This window comes from Alteromonas sp. CI.11.F.A3, assembly GCF_032925565.1.
Classification (GTDB): domain Bacteria; phylum Pseudomonadota; class Gammaproteobacteria; order Enterobacterales; family Alteromonadaceae; genus Alteromonas.
In genome coordinates, this window is the sequence record NZ_CP136708.1 from 1,996,143 (window position 1) to 2,013,549 (window position 17,407).

At 43.6% G+C, this 17,407-nt stretch carries 14 protein-coding genes; 8 read left to right on the forward strand and 6 right to left on the reverse strand.

What is annotated here, in order from left to right; genetic code table 11:
* The first annotated feature begins 82 nt into the window (after positions 1–82).
* The 3 genes from R1T43_RS08580 to R1T43_RS08590 all read left to right on the forward strand — a co-directional run bounded on the left by R1T43_RS08580 (position 83) and on the right by R1T43_RS08590 (position 3,432).
* Positions 83–1,174, forward strand: coding sequence for a 3',5'-cyclic-nucleotide phosphodiesterase (locus tag R1T43_RS08580; protein ID WP_317354980.1), 1,092 nt, complete (start codon positions 83–85; stop codon positions 1,172–1,174).
* A 100-nt stretch (positions 1,175–1,274) separates the two neighbouring features.
* Positions 1,275–2,456, forward strand: coding sequence for an MFS transporter TsgA (gene tsgA, locus R1T43_RS08585; RefSeq protein ID WP_317354982.1), 1,182 nt, complete (start codon positions 1,275–1,277; stop codon positions 2,454–2,456).
* 10 nt (positions 2,457–2,466) lie between these two features.
* On the forward strand, positions 2,467–3,432 hold the full coding sequence (locus R1T43_RS08590; protein WP_317354984.1) for a nucleoside hydrolase: 966 nt from the start codon (positions 2,467–2,469) through the stop codon (positions 3,430–3,432).
* Between the two features lie 34 nt (positions 3,433–3,466).
* Here R1T43_RS08590 and R1T43_RS08595 read toward each other — a convergent pair whose 3' ends face one another.
* The gene (locus R1T43_RS08595) at positions 3,467–4,864 is read right to left on the reverse strand and encodes an 8-oxoguanine deaminase (RefSeq protein ID WP_317354985.1); all 1,398 of its coding nucleotides are present in this window, start codon (positions 4,862–4,864) and stop codon (positions 3,467–3,469) included.
* Between the two features lie 254 nt (positions 4,865–5,118).
* Between R1T43_RS08595 and R1T43_RS08600 the strand changes: the two genes are divergently transcribed.
* On the forward strand, positions 5,119–6,051 hold the full coding sequence (locus R1T43_RS08600) for an exopolyphosphatase (RefSeq protein WP_317354988.1): 933 nt from the start codon (positions 5,119–5,121) through the stop codon (positions 6,049–6,051).
* A gap of 186 nt (positions 6,052–6,237) precedes the next feature.
* Positions 6,238–6,915, forward strand: a complete 678-nt coding sequence (locus R1T43_RS08605; protein WP_211071372.1) for a nitroreductase — start codon at positions 6,238–6,240, stop codon at positions 6,913–6,915.
* A gap of 79 nt (positions 6,916–6,994) precedes the next feature.
* On the opposite strand, the gene R1T43_RS08610 is transcribed toward R1T43_RS08605, so the two are convergent.
* From R1T43_RS08610 to R1T43_RS08625, 4 genes are all read right to left on the reverse strand, one after another.
* Positions 6,995–7,462, reverse strand: a complete 468-nt coding sequence (locus R1T43_RS08610; protein WP_317354993.1) for a CreA family protein — start codon at positions 7,460–7,462, stop codon at positions 6,995–6,997.
* A gap of 126 nt (positions 7,463–7,588) precedes the next feature.
* Positions 7,589–9,382 (reverse strand): FAD/NAD(P)-binding protein, encoded by a 1,794-nt coding sequence (locus tag R1T43_RS08615; protein WP_317354996.1) that lies wholly within the window; start codon positions 9,380–9,382, stop codon positions 7,589–7,591.
* 216 nt (positions 9,383–9,598) lie between these two features.
* A complete protein-coding gene (locus R1T43_RS08620) occupies positions 9,599–10,942 on the reverse strand; it encodes a HAMP domain-containing sensor histidine kinase (protein ID WP_317354998.1) in 1,344 nt (447 codons plus the stop codon).
* Between the two features lie 8 nt (positions 10,943–10,950).
* Complete coding sequence (locus R1T43_RS08625) at positions 10,951–11,664, reverse strand: response regulator transcription factor (protein ID WP_317355001.1); 714 nt, start codon at positions 11,662–11,664, stop codon at positions 10,951–10,953.
* A gap of 196 nt (positions 11,665–11,860) precedes the next feature.
* Here R1T43_RS08625 and R1T43_RS08630 point away from each other — a divergent pair, with 196 nt between their 5' ends.
* A complete protein-coding gene (locus R1T43_RS08630; protein WP_317355004.1) occupies positions 11,861–12,331 on the forward strand; it encodes a Spy/CpxP family protein refolding chaperone in 471 nt (156 codons plus the stop codon).
* A gap of 115 nt (positions 12,332–12,446) precedes the next feature.
* Here R1T43_RS08630 and R1T43_RS08635 read toward each other — a convergent pair whose 3' ends face one another.
* Positions 12,447–15,557 (reverse strand): diguanylate cyclase domain-containing protein, encoded by a 3,111-nt coding sequence (locus R1T43_RS08635; RefSeq protein ID WP_317355007.1) that lies wholly within the window; start codon positions 15,555–15,557, stop codon positions 12,447–12,449.
* Positions 15,558–15,976: 419 nt separating this feature from the next.
* Between R1T43_RS08635 and sodC the strand changes: the two genes are divergently transcribed.
* A complete protein-coding gene (sodC, locus tag R1T43_RS08640) occupies positions 15,977–16,522 on the forward strand; it encodes a superoxide dismutase family protein (protein ID WP_211071366.1) in 546 nt (181 codons plus the stop codon).
* A gap of 211 nt (positions 16,523–16,733) precedes the next feature.
* Complete coding sequence (locus tag R1T43_RS08645; RefSeq protein ID WP_317355012.1) at positions 16,734–17,249, forward strand: thioredoxin family protein; 516 nt, start codon at positions 16,734–16,736, stop codon at positions 17,247–17,249.
* The last annotated feature ends 158 nt before the right edge of the window (positions 17,250–17,407 follow it).

The following is a 17,407-nucleotide window of genomic DNA, read 5'->3' on the forward strand; positions in this document are numbered from 1 at the left end:
TAAGAAGGGGGCGATAACCCATTATAATTCGATGTTAAAACCGCTCACTCGCTAACGGTAAACAATTTATTTGGAAAATTACGTGAAATACATAAGTACGTTACTGCTTATTTTGATAATGAGCGGCTGTCAGTTTAATCAAAGCCAGTTTAATCAAAGCCAGTTTAATCAAAGCCAGTTTAATCAAAGCCAGGTTCATCACAACCCAGCTCAACAAGGCATTCAAACACAAACGAATAGCAGTATGTCGCCGGCGTTCGAACTTATTACCTTAGGCGATACGGGCGGCATTGAAGACGGTAATTTAAGTTCGTTTTTACTACGTAGCGTAGACGATGAAAACTTTATTGGATTAGACGCGGGGTCGTTAGTGAATGGCATTAACGTGGCGCTTCAAAACAATGCGTTTGATAGCTTAGCTACCACACCAGACCCTGCGTTAAACCCAAACGGTAATATTCTGCATCATCACGTTAAAGCTTACTTGCTTAGCCATGGACACCTTGACCACGTTGCCGGATTATTGATTGCCTCTCCTGATGACAGTAGCAAGCCTATTTATGCCCTTTCGTCTGTAAACCAAACCATGAGCGATACTTACTTTAATTGGCAGGCATGGGCTAATTTCACCAACCGTGGCATAGCCCCAATGTTAAATAAGTACGACGTTATCGACCTAGCGCCTCAAGAAACGGTAGAAATTAAAGATACCGCACTTACGGTAACGCCGTTCAGCTTAAGCCATCCATTAGAGTCCACCGCATTTGTGATTGAGCACAATAACGATATGTTTGTGTATTTTGGTGATACCGGGCCTGATGAAGTAGAAAAGCAAGGAAAGCTAGATGCAGTATGGCGTTATCTCGCACAGCAAATGCAGCATAAAACCCTTCGCGGTATTTCCATTGAAGTGTCGTTCGATAATACACGGCCTGATAACCTGTTATTCGGCCACCTTACACCTAAATGGTTGATGCAAGAACTCACCAAGTTTCACGCCTTAGTAGAAGACAAATCGCAGCTTACCAACATGAAGATTATTATCAGCCACATAAAATACAGTTTAAAAAGTGGGGCTGATCCGCGCGCTGTAATTGCGCAAGAATTAGAAGGAGCTAACGCATTAGGCTTTAACTTTATACTAGCGAAACAAGGGCAGGTGCTAGCGTTATAAAGTAATTTTTTGACTAAATGGTCAATATTTTTGTGGGTGGCATTGTTGTTTCGGTTTTAACTAGGTATAAAAGAGTATTACTAGCACCTAGGTGACAGAATTGAATCGAATTTTTCTTACCGCAATAGCGTTCATTAGCTACATGATAATGTCGGGTTTACTCACCCAAATTGGCATTATTTTGAATGCTGTGTCGTCTTCGTTAAATGCCACACCCGCCGCCACCGTTGGCGTGTTTTCATGGCTAACTGGCGGGGCTTTATGTGGAACATTCGCCTCACTTTTCTTGTATGCTCGCCACTCGCTGAAACAAGTGCTTATTGCAAACTACACGCTATTTTTGTTGATCATGCTGGTATTGGTTGTAGTAGCGCCTACTTCGTATTGGCCCCTTGCCGTATTGCTTTGGGGGCTTGGTGTAGGTTGTGGTTGCGGCCTTGCGGGTGGGGCGGTCATTCTATCCAAAATTTATCATGAAGCAAAAAGAGCGTCAGCATTTTTAGCCACCGACTGCGCATTCAGTGCAGCAGGGTATCTCTTTCCTTCCTTAGCGGCTGTGATTATCGCCGCGCAATTTGATTGGGTTTATAGCTATGGGGCGGTAGGTGCGCTGGCTTTGATACTATGGGCCACACTATTTTTTGTTCGCTTTCCTACCACAGAGGCTGACGATACCAATGCTGCCTCTGCATTCTTACAATTTAAAAGCGTATTAACCCCTAGGGTGTGTTCAATCGCCGTGGGCGTTTGTGCTTATTTAGTTGCGCAAACTACTTTTCTTACGTGGTCACCTAATTACTTACAACATGCATTCGGAGTAAGCGAAAAAGTGTCGGCGCAGGCCGTCGGGAATTATTGGGGCATGTCGATTTTTGGTTTAGTTATCGCAGCTATCTTTGTAAATAAAATTCCGCAGCGTTTTTTATTGATGTCGGTTACCGTGCTAGCTAGCATAATCACCTTCTCGTTTATGCTGGCTCCCTCTGCAAAATGGTTTCTATTTACCAGTTATCTATTTGGATTTATCACTACCTGTATATATAAAATTGCGATATCTGTCGGTTCACAGCAGCTTGCGTCAGCACCCGCCGTGCTAGTCACTTTTTTATTATTCAGTGGCAACGTAGGCAGCACTATTGCGCCCATGTTATCTGGTTGGGTGGTGCAGTTATTTGGCGTACAAAGCGCGATTATTATGACTTGGGTAGGCTATACCTTAGTGGCGCTTGTGTTCGGCTTTTGTTTATTGTTGGAACAACGTGAGCTGCGAGCCCACGCGTAAGGATTTAAAAATGGAAAAGATTATTTTTGATACCGACCCCGGTATTGACGATGCCATGGCGATTTTGTTTGCACAGGCAAGCGCTGATATTGATTTGGTGGCCATTACCACCGGCTTCGGGAATGCGAATATCGACACCGCCACACGTAATGCTTTATACCTTAAAAAACGCTTTAATCTTAGTGCTGACGTAGCTCGTGGTGCTAAAGAACCTCTGGTGATACCGGTAGATGAACCCGCTGATTTTGTCCATGGTGATAATGGCTTGGGTAACGTTGAAATAGATGAATCCAACTTACCAAGTGAAGTGTCGCTTGCCGCTCACGATTATATTATTGAGAAGGTGAAAGCCAGCCCAGGTGAAATTACACTAGTGGCTGTTGGCCGCATGACTAACTTAGCGCTGGCACTTCGAAAGTGCCCTGAAATTGTTAAGTTAGTGAAGCGAGTGGTGATCATGGGCGGAGCATTTGGTTACCATGGTAATACAGGTAACGTTACCCCCTTTGCCGAGGCAAATATTATAGGCGACCCTCATGCCGCCGACGAAGTACTTACCGCTGACTGGCCGGTAACCGTAGTGGGGCTAGATGTAACCAAAAAGGTGATAATGAGTAACGATTACTTGGCAAACCTTGCCGAGTGCTCGCCTAAATATGGGCCATTCATTTATGACATTACCCGCTTTTATGCGAACTTTCATCAGCAGACAGATCAAGTCGATGGCATATACGTTCATGATTCATCAGCGATCATGCAGGTAATAGCGCCCCAGTTATTTGCAACGGTAAGTGGCCCAATTCGTGTTATCACAGAAGGTCCTGCTATAGGTCATACTATGCAAAAAACCGTAGCAAAGCGTTTTCCTATCGATGAGTGGGCCGATTATCCTGCTCAATCGGTGTGTTCAGAGGTAGATGTAGAAGCCTATCTGGCTAAGTATAAAGACATACTTAGCCAAGCGGCTTTTGATTAATGAGGTGCTAGGTCACTTATTTCAGGGGACTAGATTAGCTAACTAATTGCGCGGCCACTGCTCGGTGGCGCGCCATAAGTGTTTGGGTGTCTAACCCTATTATTTGCCCTTCTTTAACTCGCCACTTTCCGCCAATCATCACTTGCTCGGCTTTATCTGCACCACATAATAGCAGTGCAGAAATAGGGTCATGGCTGCCACTAAAACGCAGTTCATCCAGCTTGAAAAAAGCAAGGTCGGCTTGTTTCCCTACGGCAATTTCGCCAATGTCACTTCGGCCAATTAACGACGCAGAACCCTTGGTAGCCCAGCCTAAAATTAACTCTGGGGTAATTTTCGCTGCACCATATTTTAAGCGCTGTAAGTAAAGTGCTTGGCGCGCTTCATACATCATGTTCGATGCATCGTTAGAGGCAGAACCATCTACACCTAAGCCAATAGGCGAACCAGCTTCAATGAGCTCAAGGGTAGGGCACATGCCGGAGGCTAAGCGCATGTTTGAAACGGGGCAGTGAGTAATGCCTGTGCCCGCTGCGCCCAAGCGGCGAATTTCATCTTCGTTAAAGTGAATACCATGTGCCAGCCAGGTTCTATCGCTTAGCCAGCCCACACTTTCTAAATAATCGACGGTGCGCATACCAAACATCTTCAAACAGAAGTCTTCTTCATCTAACGTTTCCGCTAAATGGGTATGTAACCGCACATCTTCGTCTTTTGCCAATTGCGCGCTGTCAGCCATAATTTCTCGAGTCACCGAGAAAGGGGAACAAGGCGCCAAGGCTATTTGCATCCACGCGCCGTCACCACGTTCGTGGTAGGTATCTATAAGCCGTTGGCTGTCTTTTAGTATTGCATCACCACTTTGCACTGTGTGGCGTGGAGGAAGCCCTCCTTCATCTTCACCCAAGCTCATTGAGCCTCGGGTAAGTAGGGCGCGCATACCCATACGTTTTACAGAGTCTACTTGCACATCTATGGCATCTTCCATACCGGTAGGGAACAGGTAGTGATGATCGGTCGTGGTAGTACAACCAGACAGTAACAGTTCAGCTAACGCCACATCGCAGGCTAGCGACAATGCATTAGGGGTAAGCTTTGCCCATACTGGATATAAGGTTTTAAGCCATGGAAATAGCGGCTGATTAACCACAGGCGCCCATGCGCGGGTAAGGGTTTGGTAAAAGTGATGGTGGGTATTAATAAGCCCTGGAAGCATAACCAACTGAGATGCATCTTCTGTTGCATCGATAGGCGTTACAGGGGTTTGACCCGCACCCACAAGCTCAATAATTTTGCTACCCTGTACAACAACGCCGCCCGCGGCATCGAGATCGTTACCCGTAAAAACGGCTTGCGGGTTTTTAATCCAAAGTGTTTTAGATTTCGATGAGGACTTAACTTCAGGTGTCGCTAAGGGCGAAAATTCAGACATAACTTGGCTCCATAAAATAATGATATTAAAGATGCCAGCTCAGTTATGCCCTGTCTGCTGATCCAGGGAGCGTGCCTTATTGATTAACTCCACTTATCAATGATTAACGCCAATTCGTTATGTAATGCTAATGCATTTTAAGTTTAAGTTAAAGCGCTTCTACAAAGGGAGAATTGTACTGTTGTGGTATTACGCTAAACTTGATTTTAGCTGTTACACTAAAAGCAGCAGCCTAATGGAGAGATGGAAACCACATGCCTGACAATAAATTTAGACTAGTTACTCGAAGCGATTTTGATGGATTAGTTTGTGCCGTACTGTTGAAAGACTTAGATCTTATAGACGATATTTTATTTGTGCATCCTAAAGATATGCAGGATGGCAAAATAGATATTACCGAAAATGATATAACCACAAACCTTCCTTATGTGGCGGGTTGTCATATTGCGTTCGATCACCATCTTAGTGAAACAGTTCGAAATGCGAGTGATATTAAAAATCATGTAATCGATCCTGAAGCACCTTCTGCTGCGCGTGTGGTATACGACTATTATGGCGGTGCAGAAAAATTTCCTAATATCTCCGTTGATATGATGGATGCCGTAGATAAAGGTGATGCCGCGCAATTCTCTGAAGAAGAAATACTGGAGCCAACCGATTGGGTATTACTGAACTTCATCATGGATGCCAGAACGGGTCTTGGCCGTTTCCGAGATTTCAAAATTTCAAATTATCAGTTAATGATGAAGTTAATTGATGCGTGTAAAGACAAAGACATTGAAGAAATTCTGGAAATGGAAGATGTTGCCGAGCGTGTTGCTTTATACCATGAGCATAATGAGCTAGCGAAGGTGCAATTAGCTAAATGTGCAACCGTTCATAAGAATCTTGTGGTGCTTGATTTAACAGAAGAAGAAACCATTTACGCTACAAATCGTTTTGTGATTTATGCCATGTATTCCGACTGTAATATCTCTATTCATAAAATGTGGGGCCTCAAAAAGCAAAATGTGGTTTTCGCTATTGGTAAATCAATTACCAATCGTAGTTCGAACACCAACGTAGGCGAGCTATGTCTTAAATACGGCGGTGGCGGTCATTTAAACGCGGGCACGTGCCAAGTAGAAACCAGTAAAGCGGAAGCGGTGCTAGATGAGATAATAAACACTATTACTTCTGATGGTTAATCCGTACCTGTAAAACTACGCTGGGGGGGTTGTTAAAGTCATTAGCACCCCCCCCATACGTTACCCCCGAATACATATCTATAAAAACAAACAATCCATTATCTGGTTAGCGCTTATTGCATACCTATCTGGCTGTGTTTACTCTATTTTAACAATTGAGAGTAATGACTAAGATAGGAAGTAAGTATGAACTTTGCTGAATTTGCTGCATCACGTAAAAGCGTGCGTGGTTTTACTAAACAAGCTGTCACTAAAGAAACCGTAGATGCCATTATTAATGCAGCAAAATGGGCCCCTTCATCTTACAACACCCAAACGTGGAAAATTCATGCGGTATCGGGTGATGTGCTTGATAAAATTCGCGAAGGTAATACAGAAAGAACGTTAGCGGGAACACCTTACGTAAGAGACTTTCCGTACAAGGAAGATTATGACGGCGTACATAAACAGCGCCAGCGTGATGTTGCCATGCAGTTATTTGATGTAATGGGCATAGCCAGAGAAGATAAAGAAAAACGCATGGATTGGATGATGCGTGGGTTTCGTCAATTCGATGCGCCAGTATCGCTAGTATTAACCTACGATAAAGCCTTAGAGCCAGCGGGCATCACGCAATTTGGGTTAGGTTCTTTGGCGTATGGCATTGTATTAGCGGCATGGGATTTAGGTCTTGGTTGCGTGATTAACGGCCAAGGTATTATGCAGTCAGACGTTGTACACAAGCATGCACAAATTCCTGACTCTGAAGCTATTATGATTTGTATTGCGTTAGGGTACCCCGATGAAAACTTTGCTGCTAACGACGTAAGGTCGGTACGTGCCGACAATGAAGAGTTCGTCACGTACCATGGGTTTGAATCCTAGATTAAAACTAAACTAAGCCCTAGCTAATCTTCGGCGGTTAATTTTCGGGAGTTAATATTTAGAAGTTAACTTTCGAAAGTTAGTCATCGGAGGTAATCACACCGTAAGCCGCAGTTCCCCACAAAGGCACTGTCGATAGGCTGTGTTTATAACTTCCTGATGTTTCTTTTGTAGAATACGAAAGATACATCAGGGTTTGTGACTTAGCGTCGAATATGCGTCTCACTTTCATGTTCTTAAAGAAAATACTTTTCGATTTTCTAAAAATAATGTCGCCTGAATCTGACTTGTCGATATCTCGTAGCATTTGTGCGGTAATCTCACCGGTTTGACGACAGGCTATAGAGCTATCGGAAGGATCAGACACATCTAAATTCGCTTCAATGCTAGAGATGTGGCAAGTTACGCCAGTCACGATAGGGTCTTGCATGGCATCTAATTTAATATCTTTTGTGGTGAATACACCCAACGACACATCTCCCACCTCATTGTCGGTACATGCGCCTAGCCCAGCTACCGCGACTAACACGGCTATTATCTTTTTCATTTTTATATCCTTTTAAAACACGTTCTAATAGTGCGTCTATCACCAATACGGTAATCACTTAAAAATAGATTTTTCATACCCAAATGATACGGCACTCTAGCATGGGTGGTGCACAGTTTTATTGACTCACTTGAGCTTGTTTACTATTAACTCGGCCACTTGGTCGCAAAAATCGAAACCTGAATAGTCTGGGTTAAAGCCACTAATATACGGTACCGCCATAACAAAGTAGCGCTCATTCAGACTACCGTTGGCTAGAATGGGTTGAAAGTCATCGTTAATAGCAAAACCACCTGTTTCTAAATAGTATTCATCGTCAGAACCTATGCATACACTTTTGGGGTTTTCTTTTAAATGGTGTTTACCTTGGTGTTTATCTTTAAACCGTACCTTAGCCACTAATGGCTCGGTATCTTCAAACATAGATTTAAAGGGAAATGCATCTATTGGCAGCGACTTCTGTCCCGTGCAATCGACAAAGGTTTTATATGAGTTAACAACCGGCTTGTTATCGCTGCCCTTATAAAAAAAATGAAAATCGCAGTCGCCTTCAATTTCAAGGTGGCTGCTGCTATCTACCGCAATAATATCGAGGACGCCGCTATCGTGTAGGGCAAGCAATTGTGCCGCTGATGATTGGGGAATGTTCGCAATCATAAGGCCAATAAGCGGTAAAAGATGGTTGCGTAATCGTAGGGTATCTTCTGCACTAAAGTATTTAGCTGGGTGGTTTATGGTGAAGCTCAGCAGCGCGATGGCTTCTTTCCATTGCAATGTGTGTTTCTGTTTAATCGACTGTTCAGCTTGCAGATACTCAATTTTAAACAAGGTGAAGGGCGCATACGCTTTACGCGACTCAAGCATCCATTGGCAAAACGCTTCTATATTTTTGTTCGCTATTTTTTGATAAAAATCCGCGTCCAGTTGTTTCAAAGCCCTTTTGAAATTGTGCTCAAAAATAAAATCTAAACTTAAGAATCCATCATTATCGGCCCTATGCTGAGCAATCTCTTGCTCACTTAGCATGCCCTCATCAGATACCAACGGATCGTCTAAGTGAAAGCGGATATTCGGTAGTAAGCCCTCTAAAGAGTGCATGATTATTTTAAAATTTGGAACGTCGTCAAGTAAACGATATTTTAGTTGGTTATCAGTTTGATAAAACTCGCCATTAGCCTCGCTTAGCGTTCGAATTGCATCAATAGCAGTAAGGGAGCTGCCTTTAAGCGCTATGGTATGGTTGTATTTTCGCTGTAACTTGGTGGGCGGGTAGGGAGAGTCAAAATACCCTTTTACTTTACCTTCATGGATTTTCGGCCAAATGTGGCCAGTGCACACCACCACGTTATCAAACCCTGTCACCCATCCACTGTTAGTCAAAATGTTGATGCCTGCATGGCTATCGCCGTTTTGAAGCTCAGGGCTGTTCTCATCCTCAGTGCTGGGTTTAATGTCCAAAACGTTGCACTGTAGGTGCACGTTAACCAGTATTCCTGCTGCACGGCATTTGCCAATTAGTGCAAAAAACTGTGCCTGTAAATATTCACCAAACAGCAGCCGTGGTACCACGTGTTTCTCATGAAGATCCGCTTTACAAATGTGATATTTCGCGAGGTACTCAGGGCTTTGCTGGCGCAACCATTCAAGTAAGGTTTCGTCAAACGGTGCCAGTTCATCGGATGAAATATTGGTAATATGTTCCCACGACGCCCCATCTTTACTGTAGGGCATGCCTTTACCTAGCGCGGTGTTGCGCTCAAAGATATCGAAGGATAAGTGAGGAGATGCCCTGCCATCAGAGTTCTCGATATCAAAGCACTCGCCATCCGCAAACTGCTTGCTAAACAAGCTTAGCGCTTTTTTAAGAATAGAAAGGGCGCTGGGGCCGCCGCCAATTAACGCAATCCTTGTTTTGTTCATCATCATCCTACCCGTAATAAAACACGCTGTTTAATTGAAACGTATTATTTACTCAGTGTTATCGTGCTTGTATTCCACGCATCCAACGCAGGCTATTCGCATTGGCAAACACGAAGAGCAAGTTACTTAATCATTTTAACTAAGCAGGTTATATGCCTAATTTCAGGCTGGTATCGACGATTTATCTAGAATGGTTGGCGGTTAATTCGCAGAGGGTTACTGATTTATTGGCAGTACTATCTGCACACTTAAACCGCCATCAGCAGGGCTAGTCATGAGTAATTTACCACTGTGTTTTTCAATGGCTTTTTTCGCAATGCTTAGGCCTAGTCCGAATCCTGAAGTATGCATTTGATTACCAGCACGGTAGAAAGGTTGAAGCAACTTTTCGATTTCGTCACTATCAACGCCAGGCCCATGGTCGCGAACAGTTATCACGATAGCGTTGTGTTGTTTTGTGGTCGATACTTCAACAAGTTTGCCTTTAGAAGAGTACTTGCAGGCATTACCGATAATATTTTCTAATGCTTGGTGAAGGGCTTCTTCAAAACCGGTTATGGCTATATGCGGGGCGCACTCAAGACTTAGCGGGATACCTGGATAAAGTACAGCCATGTCATCGGCAATTCTTTCGCACAGCGCATTAATGTCACAAATTTCAGGCGTTGGGTTCCCTTTTTCTAACTTTGAATAGTCCAATATTTGTTGAATAAGCGCATCCATACGAACGCAATCATTATGAATTTGTTTTACATGGCGACTATCAGGCGTGTGCTGCTCAATAATGGCTGCCGATGCTTGCAAGCGAGCCAGCGGCGCGCGAAGTTCATGGGATACATCATGTAACAGTTGTTGCTGATTAGTAGCTGCTTGATGGGTTTTATTAACCATAAAACTGATGTCAGCAGCTAAGTCGCCTAGTTCATCACCACGAGCCATAATAGCTTTAGGCGGCGTAGCAACTTCTTGTTGGTTGGCATACCGGCGACTAAACGCGCCTAGATAGTTAATAGGACGTACAATGCCCCAACTCAATAGCGCACTAACAATGGCTGAGGCAATAAAGATAAAAACGAACTGCAAAGATTGAAACCGGTAAAGTACTTGTTTGTAAATACGAGGCGCTTCTGGCAGTCGTGTTTCTACTCGGTAGGGAAGTGTAGATAAACCATAAACTAATTTTACCGTACGATCCCTTTTGGGTACCTTGCTCATTCGATAGTGGTAGATGGTTCTACCAGTATTGTCCGATATTTCCATCGCAATAAGATCGCTGCGATGCCTGACATTATCATTTATCCAATCTTTTATCTTTCCTTTAGGAACATTACCGTTTGCAAGGTCTTGTTCGTATCGCCACACAATACGTTCTGCTTGGCTAATTACCCCATTAAAATATCGCTGATTGTATTCATCTGACGTGTACTTACTGACCAGTACATAGCCGGTGGCAGTCATCACCACTAGGCTAGCTAACCAGAAAGTAAGAAATATTCTCCAAAACAATCGTTTAAACCCAAACGTATGCTTTATTGAATGCCACATTTCTGAACGCTTCATTTTATGCCTTATTGCTCTGACGGCTGAGTAAGCATTTGATAGCCCACGCCACGAACCGATTTAATCACATCGTTTATACCTACCGCAGCTAGCTTTTGACGTATTCGGCTTACGTGCACATCCATGGCGCGGTCGTAAGCTTCAAGTGGCCGGTTAAGCACTTCTTCGGTCATTTCTTGTTTAGTGATGGTTTGCCCTACGCGTTCCATCAACAAGCTTAATGCGTTGAACTCTGCGCCCGTTAGGGGCAAATGGGTGTTGTCTACTAACGCCGTTCTAGCGCCACTATCCAGCACAATGCCGTGAAGTTCTGAATGCACAACCGCTTGGGTTGGCGTATTGCCATTTTGGGTACGGCGAATAATGGCGCGAATACGCGCGCCGAGTTCCCGCGGGTTACAAGGCTTCGCTAGGTAATCATCGGCACCCATTTCTAAGCCAAGAATTCTGTCTATGTCGTCACCACGACCGGTTAGCATAAGAATAGGAGTCTGTTTTTTTGCGCGTACATTGCGCAGCACATCAAGGCCCGACATGCCGGGCATCATAATGTCTAACACGACCGTATCGAATTCATCGCTTTGTAATAAGCGGGCAACGGCGGCATCGCCACTATTTAAGGTTTCAACTGCAAAACCGTCGGTTTGCAGGAATTCACTCAGTAGCGCGCAGAGTTCTGCGTCATCATCTACCAGTAAGATTTTGTATTTTTCATTTTCCATAAAATAGAGATTAACCGTTTTATTTTGAGGACTTTTCAACTTTACTGAACTTTACACTAGCTTAACCCTACTTATCGAATCGTTTATGCATACTTAGCTCCGTTGATGAAACAAAACAGACGAAACAAAACAGACGAAACAAAACGTTTCCCCCATGTCATGCAGCATCATGACCAAAACAAGTAGGAATATTAAGATGAAAAAATTAATTGCCGGTGTTTTATTGAGTGCATGTATCGCCACTACAGCTTATGCAGGTGGTAAACATTCTGATGACCGTAAGGGTCCTGACTTCTTTCCCATTCACAAAATGACGAAAGTGCTAGATTTAACTGACGAGCAGCAAGATGCGCTAAAAGCGTTGAAGGCCGAACTTAAAGCGGAGCGCAAAGCAAACCGCCCAGAGAAAGGCAGCGAAGACTCTTTCAGAGCACAATTTAAGGCGCTCGATCCGTCAGACGCTAATTACGAGCAAGACTTAAATGAGCTTGCAAACCTAAAAGCTGAAAAAGCGAAAGCACGTTTTCTTAAAATCGCCGATGTACGTGTGAAAGTGAGTGAAATTCTAACTGACGAGCAGCTAGAAAAGTTCGAGTCGATGAAAGAAAAGCGTGGCAAGCGTGGTGAACGCGGCGACCGTGGTGACAAGCGAGAAAGAAACAGCTAGTCGTAACATAGACATGTGTTCTTAATAAAAGCCCCCGCAGTTGGAAAGCCCAACGAGCGGGGGTTATTTCGTTGGCTATTACCATTTTACGTTCAGTAAACTCGCTTGATGTTCTTTATAACTTAGCGCTATTAGGTTGTTGAACTTGGGCGTATGTAAAAATAGATGAAGGAACCTTGGCAACTTTTTCTAGCGCCTTACGGTTAGTGCTTGGTGGAATCGACGTTAAGCCCATCCAGGTATTACGACAGTTGTTTTTCGCGCCATAAAGCGCGGTATCTGCAAGTCCTATTGTAGTTTGCCAATCAAAAATATCGTAATGCTGCTGAGAAAGTGGATAAGCCGCATAACCAATTGAACAGGTGACATGTTTACTTGTTTCTTCTGTAAGTTGAAATTCAATCGACCCCACTATATCTACCGCTCGCTCTGCCAACACACACGCTTCTTCTCTAGGTGTGTTGTGGACGACGACTAAAAACTCCTCACCGCCCCAGCGAATAAGATAATCAGTTTCACGAAATATACGCTTCAAGCGTTTTTGGGTTTCAACTAAAACCTTGTCACCAGCCTGATGACCATAAGTGTCGTTGATTTTTTTAAAGTGGTCTAAATCGATAACGAAGAACAGTATGTCATAGTGGTTTTTAGGCTCGGTGTACGTTTGATCGCAGTTAGCGTAATAACGCTGCACAAGGGCAATATCGCGCTCAATATGTTGTGTTAGATAGCGCCTGTTGTGTAACCCCGTTAGTGGGTCAGTCAAACTTGCCTCTTTAAGCGCTGCGGCCTGTTCACTGAGTTGCTTATTAGCTATCGATAATTCAGTAGTTCTCGCATTCACGAGCTTTTCTAGAAATGCTTGACGGTGTCTGTGATGTTTTACCCCCAGTAAATGACCTATGTACACAGCGACACATAAACACAAGATAGCGACAAATTTTGCTAGTGCGGTTTGATACCACGCTGGCATAACAAGTAACTTTCGATGCAATGCATTTTTTTCCCACGTTACTCCATCGTAAGAATACTCAATTTGCAAAGTATAGTCGCCAGGCTGCGGCATCGTAATGACTGCTAAACGTTGCTCAGCATTTGCCTGAATCCAGTTTCCATCTAACCCTAATACACGATAACGATAGTGAGTGTGTTCAGGAGTAAGATAATCAAGTGCCGTAAATTCGAAGGTTATTCGTTTTGTCAGTGGAGGAAGGGTTAAATCAGTCGCGGCTTGCCCCAGCGATTCGATTGTATCGTCATGGTGAACCAAAGTAATATCCGTAAGCACGACTGGCAGAGGCGGCTTCGCAAACGTAACGTTATTACTGTCAATAATGGTTAAGCCGTTAATGCCGCCAAAAACAATGTCGTTCTCATTTGTTATTGTAGCTGCTGAAGGTGCATAAGGCGCATTCACCACGCTTGGTGCAACGACAGCCCAGCTAACAGCAAATTTATGGCGGTTTATTGCGGCAATGCCTTGGGTAGTACTTACCCAAATATGATCTTCACTTTCTCCTGCGATTGCAGCAATGTTATTGCCTGGCAAACCACTAGTGCTCTCTATTTGAATCCAGTCTGCGTGTGTAGGTTTAACAAATAAACCTGCAGAGCCTGTACCGACCCAAAGGTAACCATTATCGTCAACGAATAAACTAGATATATATTGCTGTTTTAAAATGGGGTGAGCAATGTAACTTGTCGCCAAGTCGATAGTTTCACCCATTTGAATGTCACCTTTGACCAATCCTTGCCATGTTCCAATCCATAAGCGATTTTTATCAATTGCTAACGACGCAATACGCCGCTCTGCGATACTGTCAGCAAATTCAATGTGTTTTTCTGTAGCATTGTGCTGCACCCATAAACCGTCTGTACCGCCTAGCCACAAACTCGTCTCTGTGGATAAAAAGGCAGTGGTAAATGTTGAAGGATGGCGTGTTGATACCGCTAACAATAGGGCTTGCTTAGTAGCAGAGTCTACTTTCACTGATGCAAAGTTGCTAGACGCATATACGTCACCATTTTTAGCCACATGCAAGGTTTCAACGGGGTTTTCTGATGTTTCCCAACGCTGTTCTATTTTGCCTTTTACCGGTGACAGGATTTCGATGCCGGCATTACCGGAACCTACGAACAGTTCGCCATGATGGGACTGTACCGAATGTACTTTTCGGTAACTCAAGCTTTTATCAATATTTGCACCACCGAATATATTAATTATCGATTGGTTATTCGCATCGAAAATATTAAGCGTGTGCCCAGCGCCAATCCACACTAATCCTTTGCTATCGGTAAAGGTAGACCAAATATTGTCGTCAGCAAGCGAGGCTGGTTGAAGTGGGTTGTGCAAAAACTGGCGGGTTTTATGAGTATTAATATTCACTTCTATCAACCCTTGCCCAAAGGTGCCAAGCAGCAGTAAATCAGGTTTTATTTCGCTCATAGTAAAAAGCCAAGGCAATGTCGTGGTACCCATTGCTAATTGGCGAAATGATGCATCTTCATTTTGAATAAACAAACCTTTGTCGGCAGTGCCTACGACAAGGGAGCCTGAAGCGGTCGAAAGGATACTACTGATACGAGGTTTTTTATAACTACCCACTTCTACCAGTAGCGGAGAATGCTCAACGCCGCTACTTGCGATATCAACGAGCGGAAACTGAAACAGCCCTTGTCCAGACCCAACCCATAATTGGTGCTTGCTATCTACATGAAGTGCATGGATCCTCGCTCTATGAGGTAGTTCAAATCCCAATAGTTTTTTCGTTGTATCATTGAAAATAAACAACGCTCTATCTGATGCAAAAGTGAAAATCTTATTGTTGGCAATAGAAGTGACGTTGAGGTTAAGTATCGATACATCCGAAAGTAAACTTTCCTCATATGCATTGAGTTGTAGTTTTTCTTGATTTAAACGGTAAAGGCCTTGTTGAGTACCTACCCATACTTCACCGCTTTTGGTAACAAAGGTGGCTTGAATTTGCGGCGAAGGCGTATCGCTTTGCTTGTTTTCAAATGACACCGCTTTTAAAGACTGGGAATCCCATCGCCATAATCCTTTGGAATCAACAATCCATATAAACCCATCGTTAGTTTCCAATACAGATAGGATTGGGCCGTCAATTAGTGAAGTCTCGGCTAAAGGCGTGTAAAACGTGGGCTGATGAAGCGTGTGCCAGCTAGAGGTAGCTGAAGCGGGGACACAAAAAAACAATGGCAACACTGATAAAGTGCAACACAGTTTTAAAAATTTAGTTAACAAAGTAGCGTACCACGTTAATCGTTACTATTAACCCAATGCATACTGATGCACTAAATCACTTTCGTACTTTGAGAATAAAGCGTTGCCATTCGCGTTGCAACGAGAAACAGGCCGTAGCCGAATTAATGTAGGCTTTATTTTATAAGTGCTTGTTTGCGTAAACATTACACATTGCGAGTTAAATCGTTACATCTATTCAAAAGCGTCAAGAATGTCTATATCACTAAATTCTTCTTAATGTCTATTTTTCATGGGGTTACAGCGCGTTAACCACTTGTGGTGCAAATTATGCTCCTTTTAAGGGTAAGTCGTAATGCAAGCTCGTTTAATAATTGCACTGGCTTCATCAATACGAATTTTAAGCAGAGAAGGAGAACGCTATGAAAAAGCTTACATTAACCGCCATGGTAGGAGCAGTATCACTAGCCTTAAGCGCAAGTAGTTTCGCCGGTCATCATGAGGATGAAGGGAAAAAGATTATGATGAATAATCTGAAAACAGGCGAAGCTATCGGAAGCGTGATGGTAAGTAGCTACGATGACGACGGTGTGGTGTTTACACCAAAACTATCAGGGCTAACCCCAGGTATTCACGGCTTCCATGTACATGAAAATGGCGACTGCTCAGCAGCAATGAAAGATGGTAAAAAGGTTTTAGGCGGTGCTGCGGGCGGGCACTTCGACCCTGAAAATACGGGTAGTCACAGTGTACCTTGGTCTGAAGAAGGTCATGAAGGTGATTTACCAACCTTATATGTTGATGAAAGTGGCAATGCCACTCAACCTGTATTCGCACCTGAATTGGAGCTTGAAGATATTGAAGGGCGCGCCATTATGATTCATGCAGGTGGCGATAACTATTCAGATTCCCCAGCCAAACTTGGCGGTGGCGGCGAGCGAGTGGCTTGCGGCGTGATTGGTAAATAAACAGTATTGAAGGTCAATATTAGTTTTGACCTTCAATATTAGTACTTAGCAAAAATGAATAACCAAAGCGGCAGAAATGCCGCTTTTTTTTGTGTTTAAGTTACTCAGCGTAAGCCGACAAACCTGAAAAGGGTTAAGTAGAGAATAGTGAACTTGCGTTTTACTTCAATGCACTATTGAATACGGCTATAGACGTTTAAGGAGAAATAAGGTGTTTACATTTAAGTTCGTATCTAATGCGTTAAAGCCAGCGTTGAAACCGGTATTAACTGCATTAGTAATATTAGCCTCAGCAAATGTGTTGGCTGCAGATAACATTCCAGATGTTGTAGGGGAAATTAGCGGTGAAGCATTGCTTGCACAGTATCCAGCTTTTATGGACGAATATAAGTCGTACCAACCTAGCGACGCAGAGATTAAAGCTGTATCTGCTTTAGAGGACGATACGCTACTCATACTATTTGGCGCATGGTGCCATGACAGTGAAAGGGAAGTACCCCGACTATTGAAAACGCTAGATGCTAGCGGATTAGATGCGCCTCAATTTACGTTATTCGCGGTTGACAGGAAAAAGAGCGATCCTGAGGGTATGGCAGAAAAGCATGCGCTTAAATATACGCCTACTTTCATATTAATGCGTAATGGTGAAGAAATAGGACGAGTGGTAGAACGTGCAGAAACTAGTTTGACCCAAGATTTACAGGCGCTGGCGGCAGTGGCTGAGTAGATGCACGGGTAAAAGTTTGGCAGACAAAGAAGTGGTAAACAAAATAGCCATGAATAAAAGCATCAGCAGGCATTCGATCAGCCTGCTGATTTATCCGCTATATTGATACAGTAGCCTAGATCAAGAGCTAAGCGCTGAGCCCTATCGCAACTGCCTCA

Bases quoted from the DNA above. Each gene is read 5' to 3' on its own strand.
- R1T43_RS08590 (WP_317354984.1), top strand. From the start codon at position 2,467: ATGGAAAAGATTATTTTTGATACCGACCCCGGTATTGACGATGCCATG.
- R1T43_RS08595 (WP_317354985.1), bottom strand. From the start codon at position 4,864: ATGTCTGAATTTTCGCCCTTAGCGACACCTGAAGTTAAGTCCTCATCG.
- R1T43_RS08600 (WP_317354988.1), top strand. From the start codon at position 5,119: ATGCCTGACAATAAATTTAGACTAGTTACTCGAAGCGATTTTGATGGA.
- R1T43_RS08605 (WP_211071372.1), top strand. From the start codon at position 6,238: ATGAACTTTGCTGAATTTGCTGCATCACGTAAAAGCGTGCGTGGTTTT.
- R1T43_RS08610 (WP_317354993.1), bottom strand. From the start codon at position 7,462: ATGAAAAAGATAATAGCCGTGTTAGTCGCGGTAGCTGGGCTAGGCGCA.
- R1T43_RS08615 (WP_317354996.1), bottom strand. From the start codon at position 9,382: ATGAACAAAACAAGGATTGCGTTAATTGGCGGCGGCCCCAGCGCCCTT.
- R1T43_RS08620 (WP_317354998.1), bottom strand. From the start codon at position 10,942: ATGAAGCGTTCAGAAATGTGGCATTCAATAAAGCATACGTTTGGGTTT.
- R1T43_RS08625 (WP_317355001.1), bottom strand. From the start codon at position 11,664: ATGGAAAATGAAAAATACAAAATCTTACTGGTAGATGATGACGCAGAA.
- R1T43_RS08630 (WP_317355004.1), top strand. From the start codon at position 11,861: ATGAAAAAATTAATTGCCGGTGTTTTATTGAGTGCATGTATCGCCACT.
- sodC (WP_211071366.1), top strand. From the start codon at position 15,977: ATGAAAAAGCTTACATTAACCGCCATGGTAGGAGCAGTATCACTAGCC.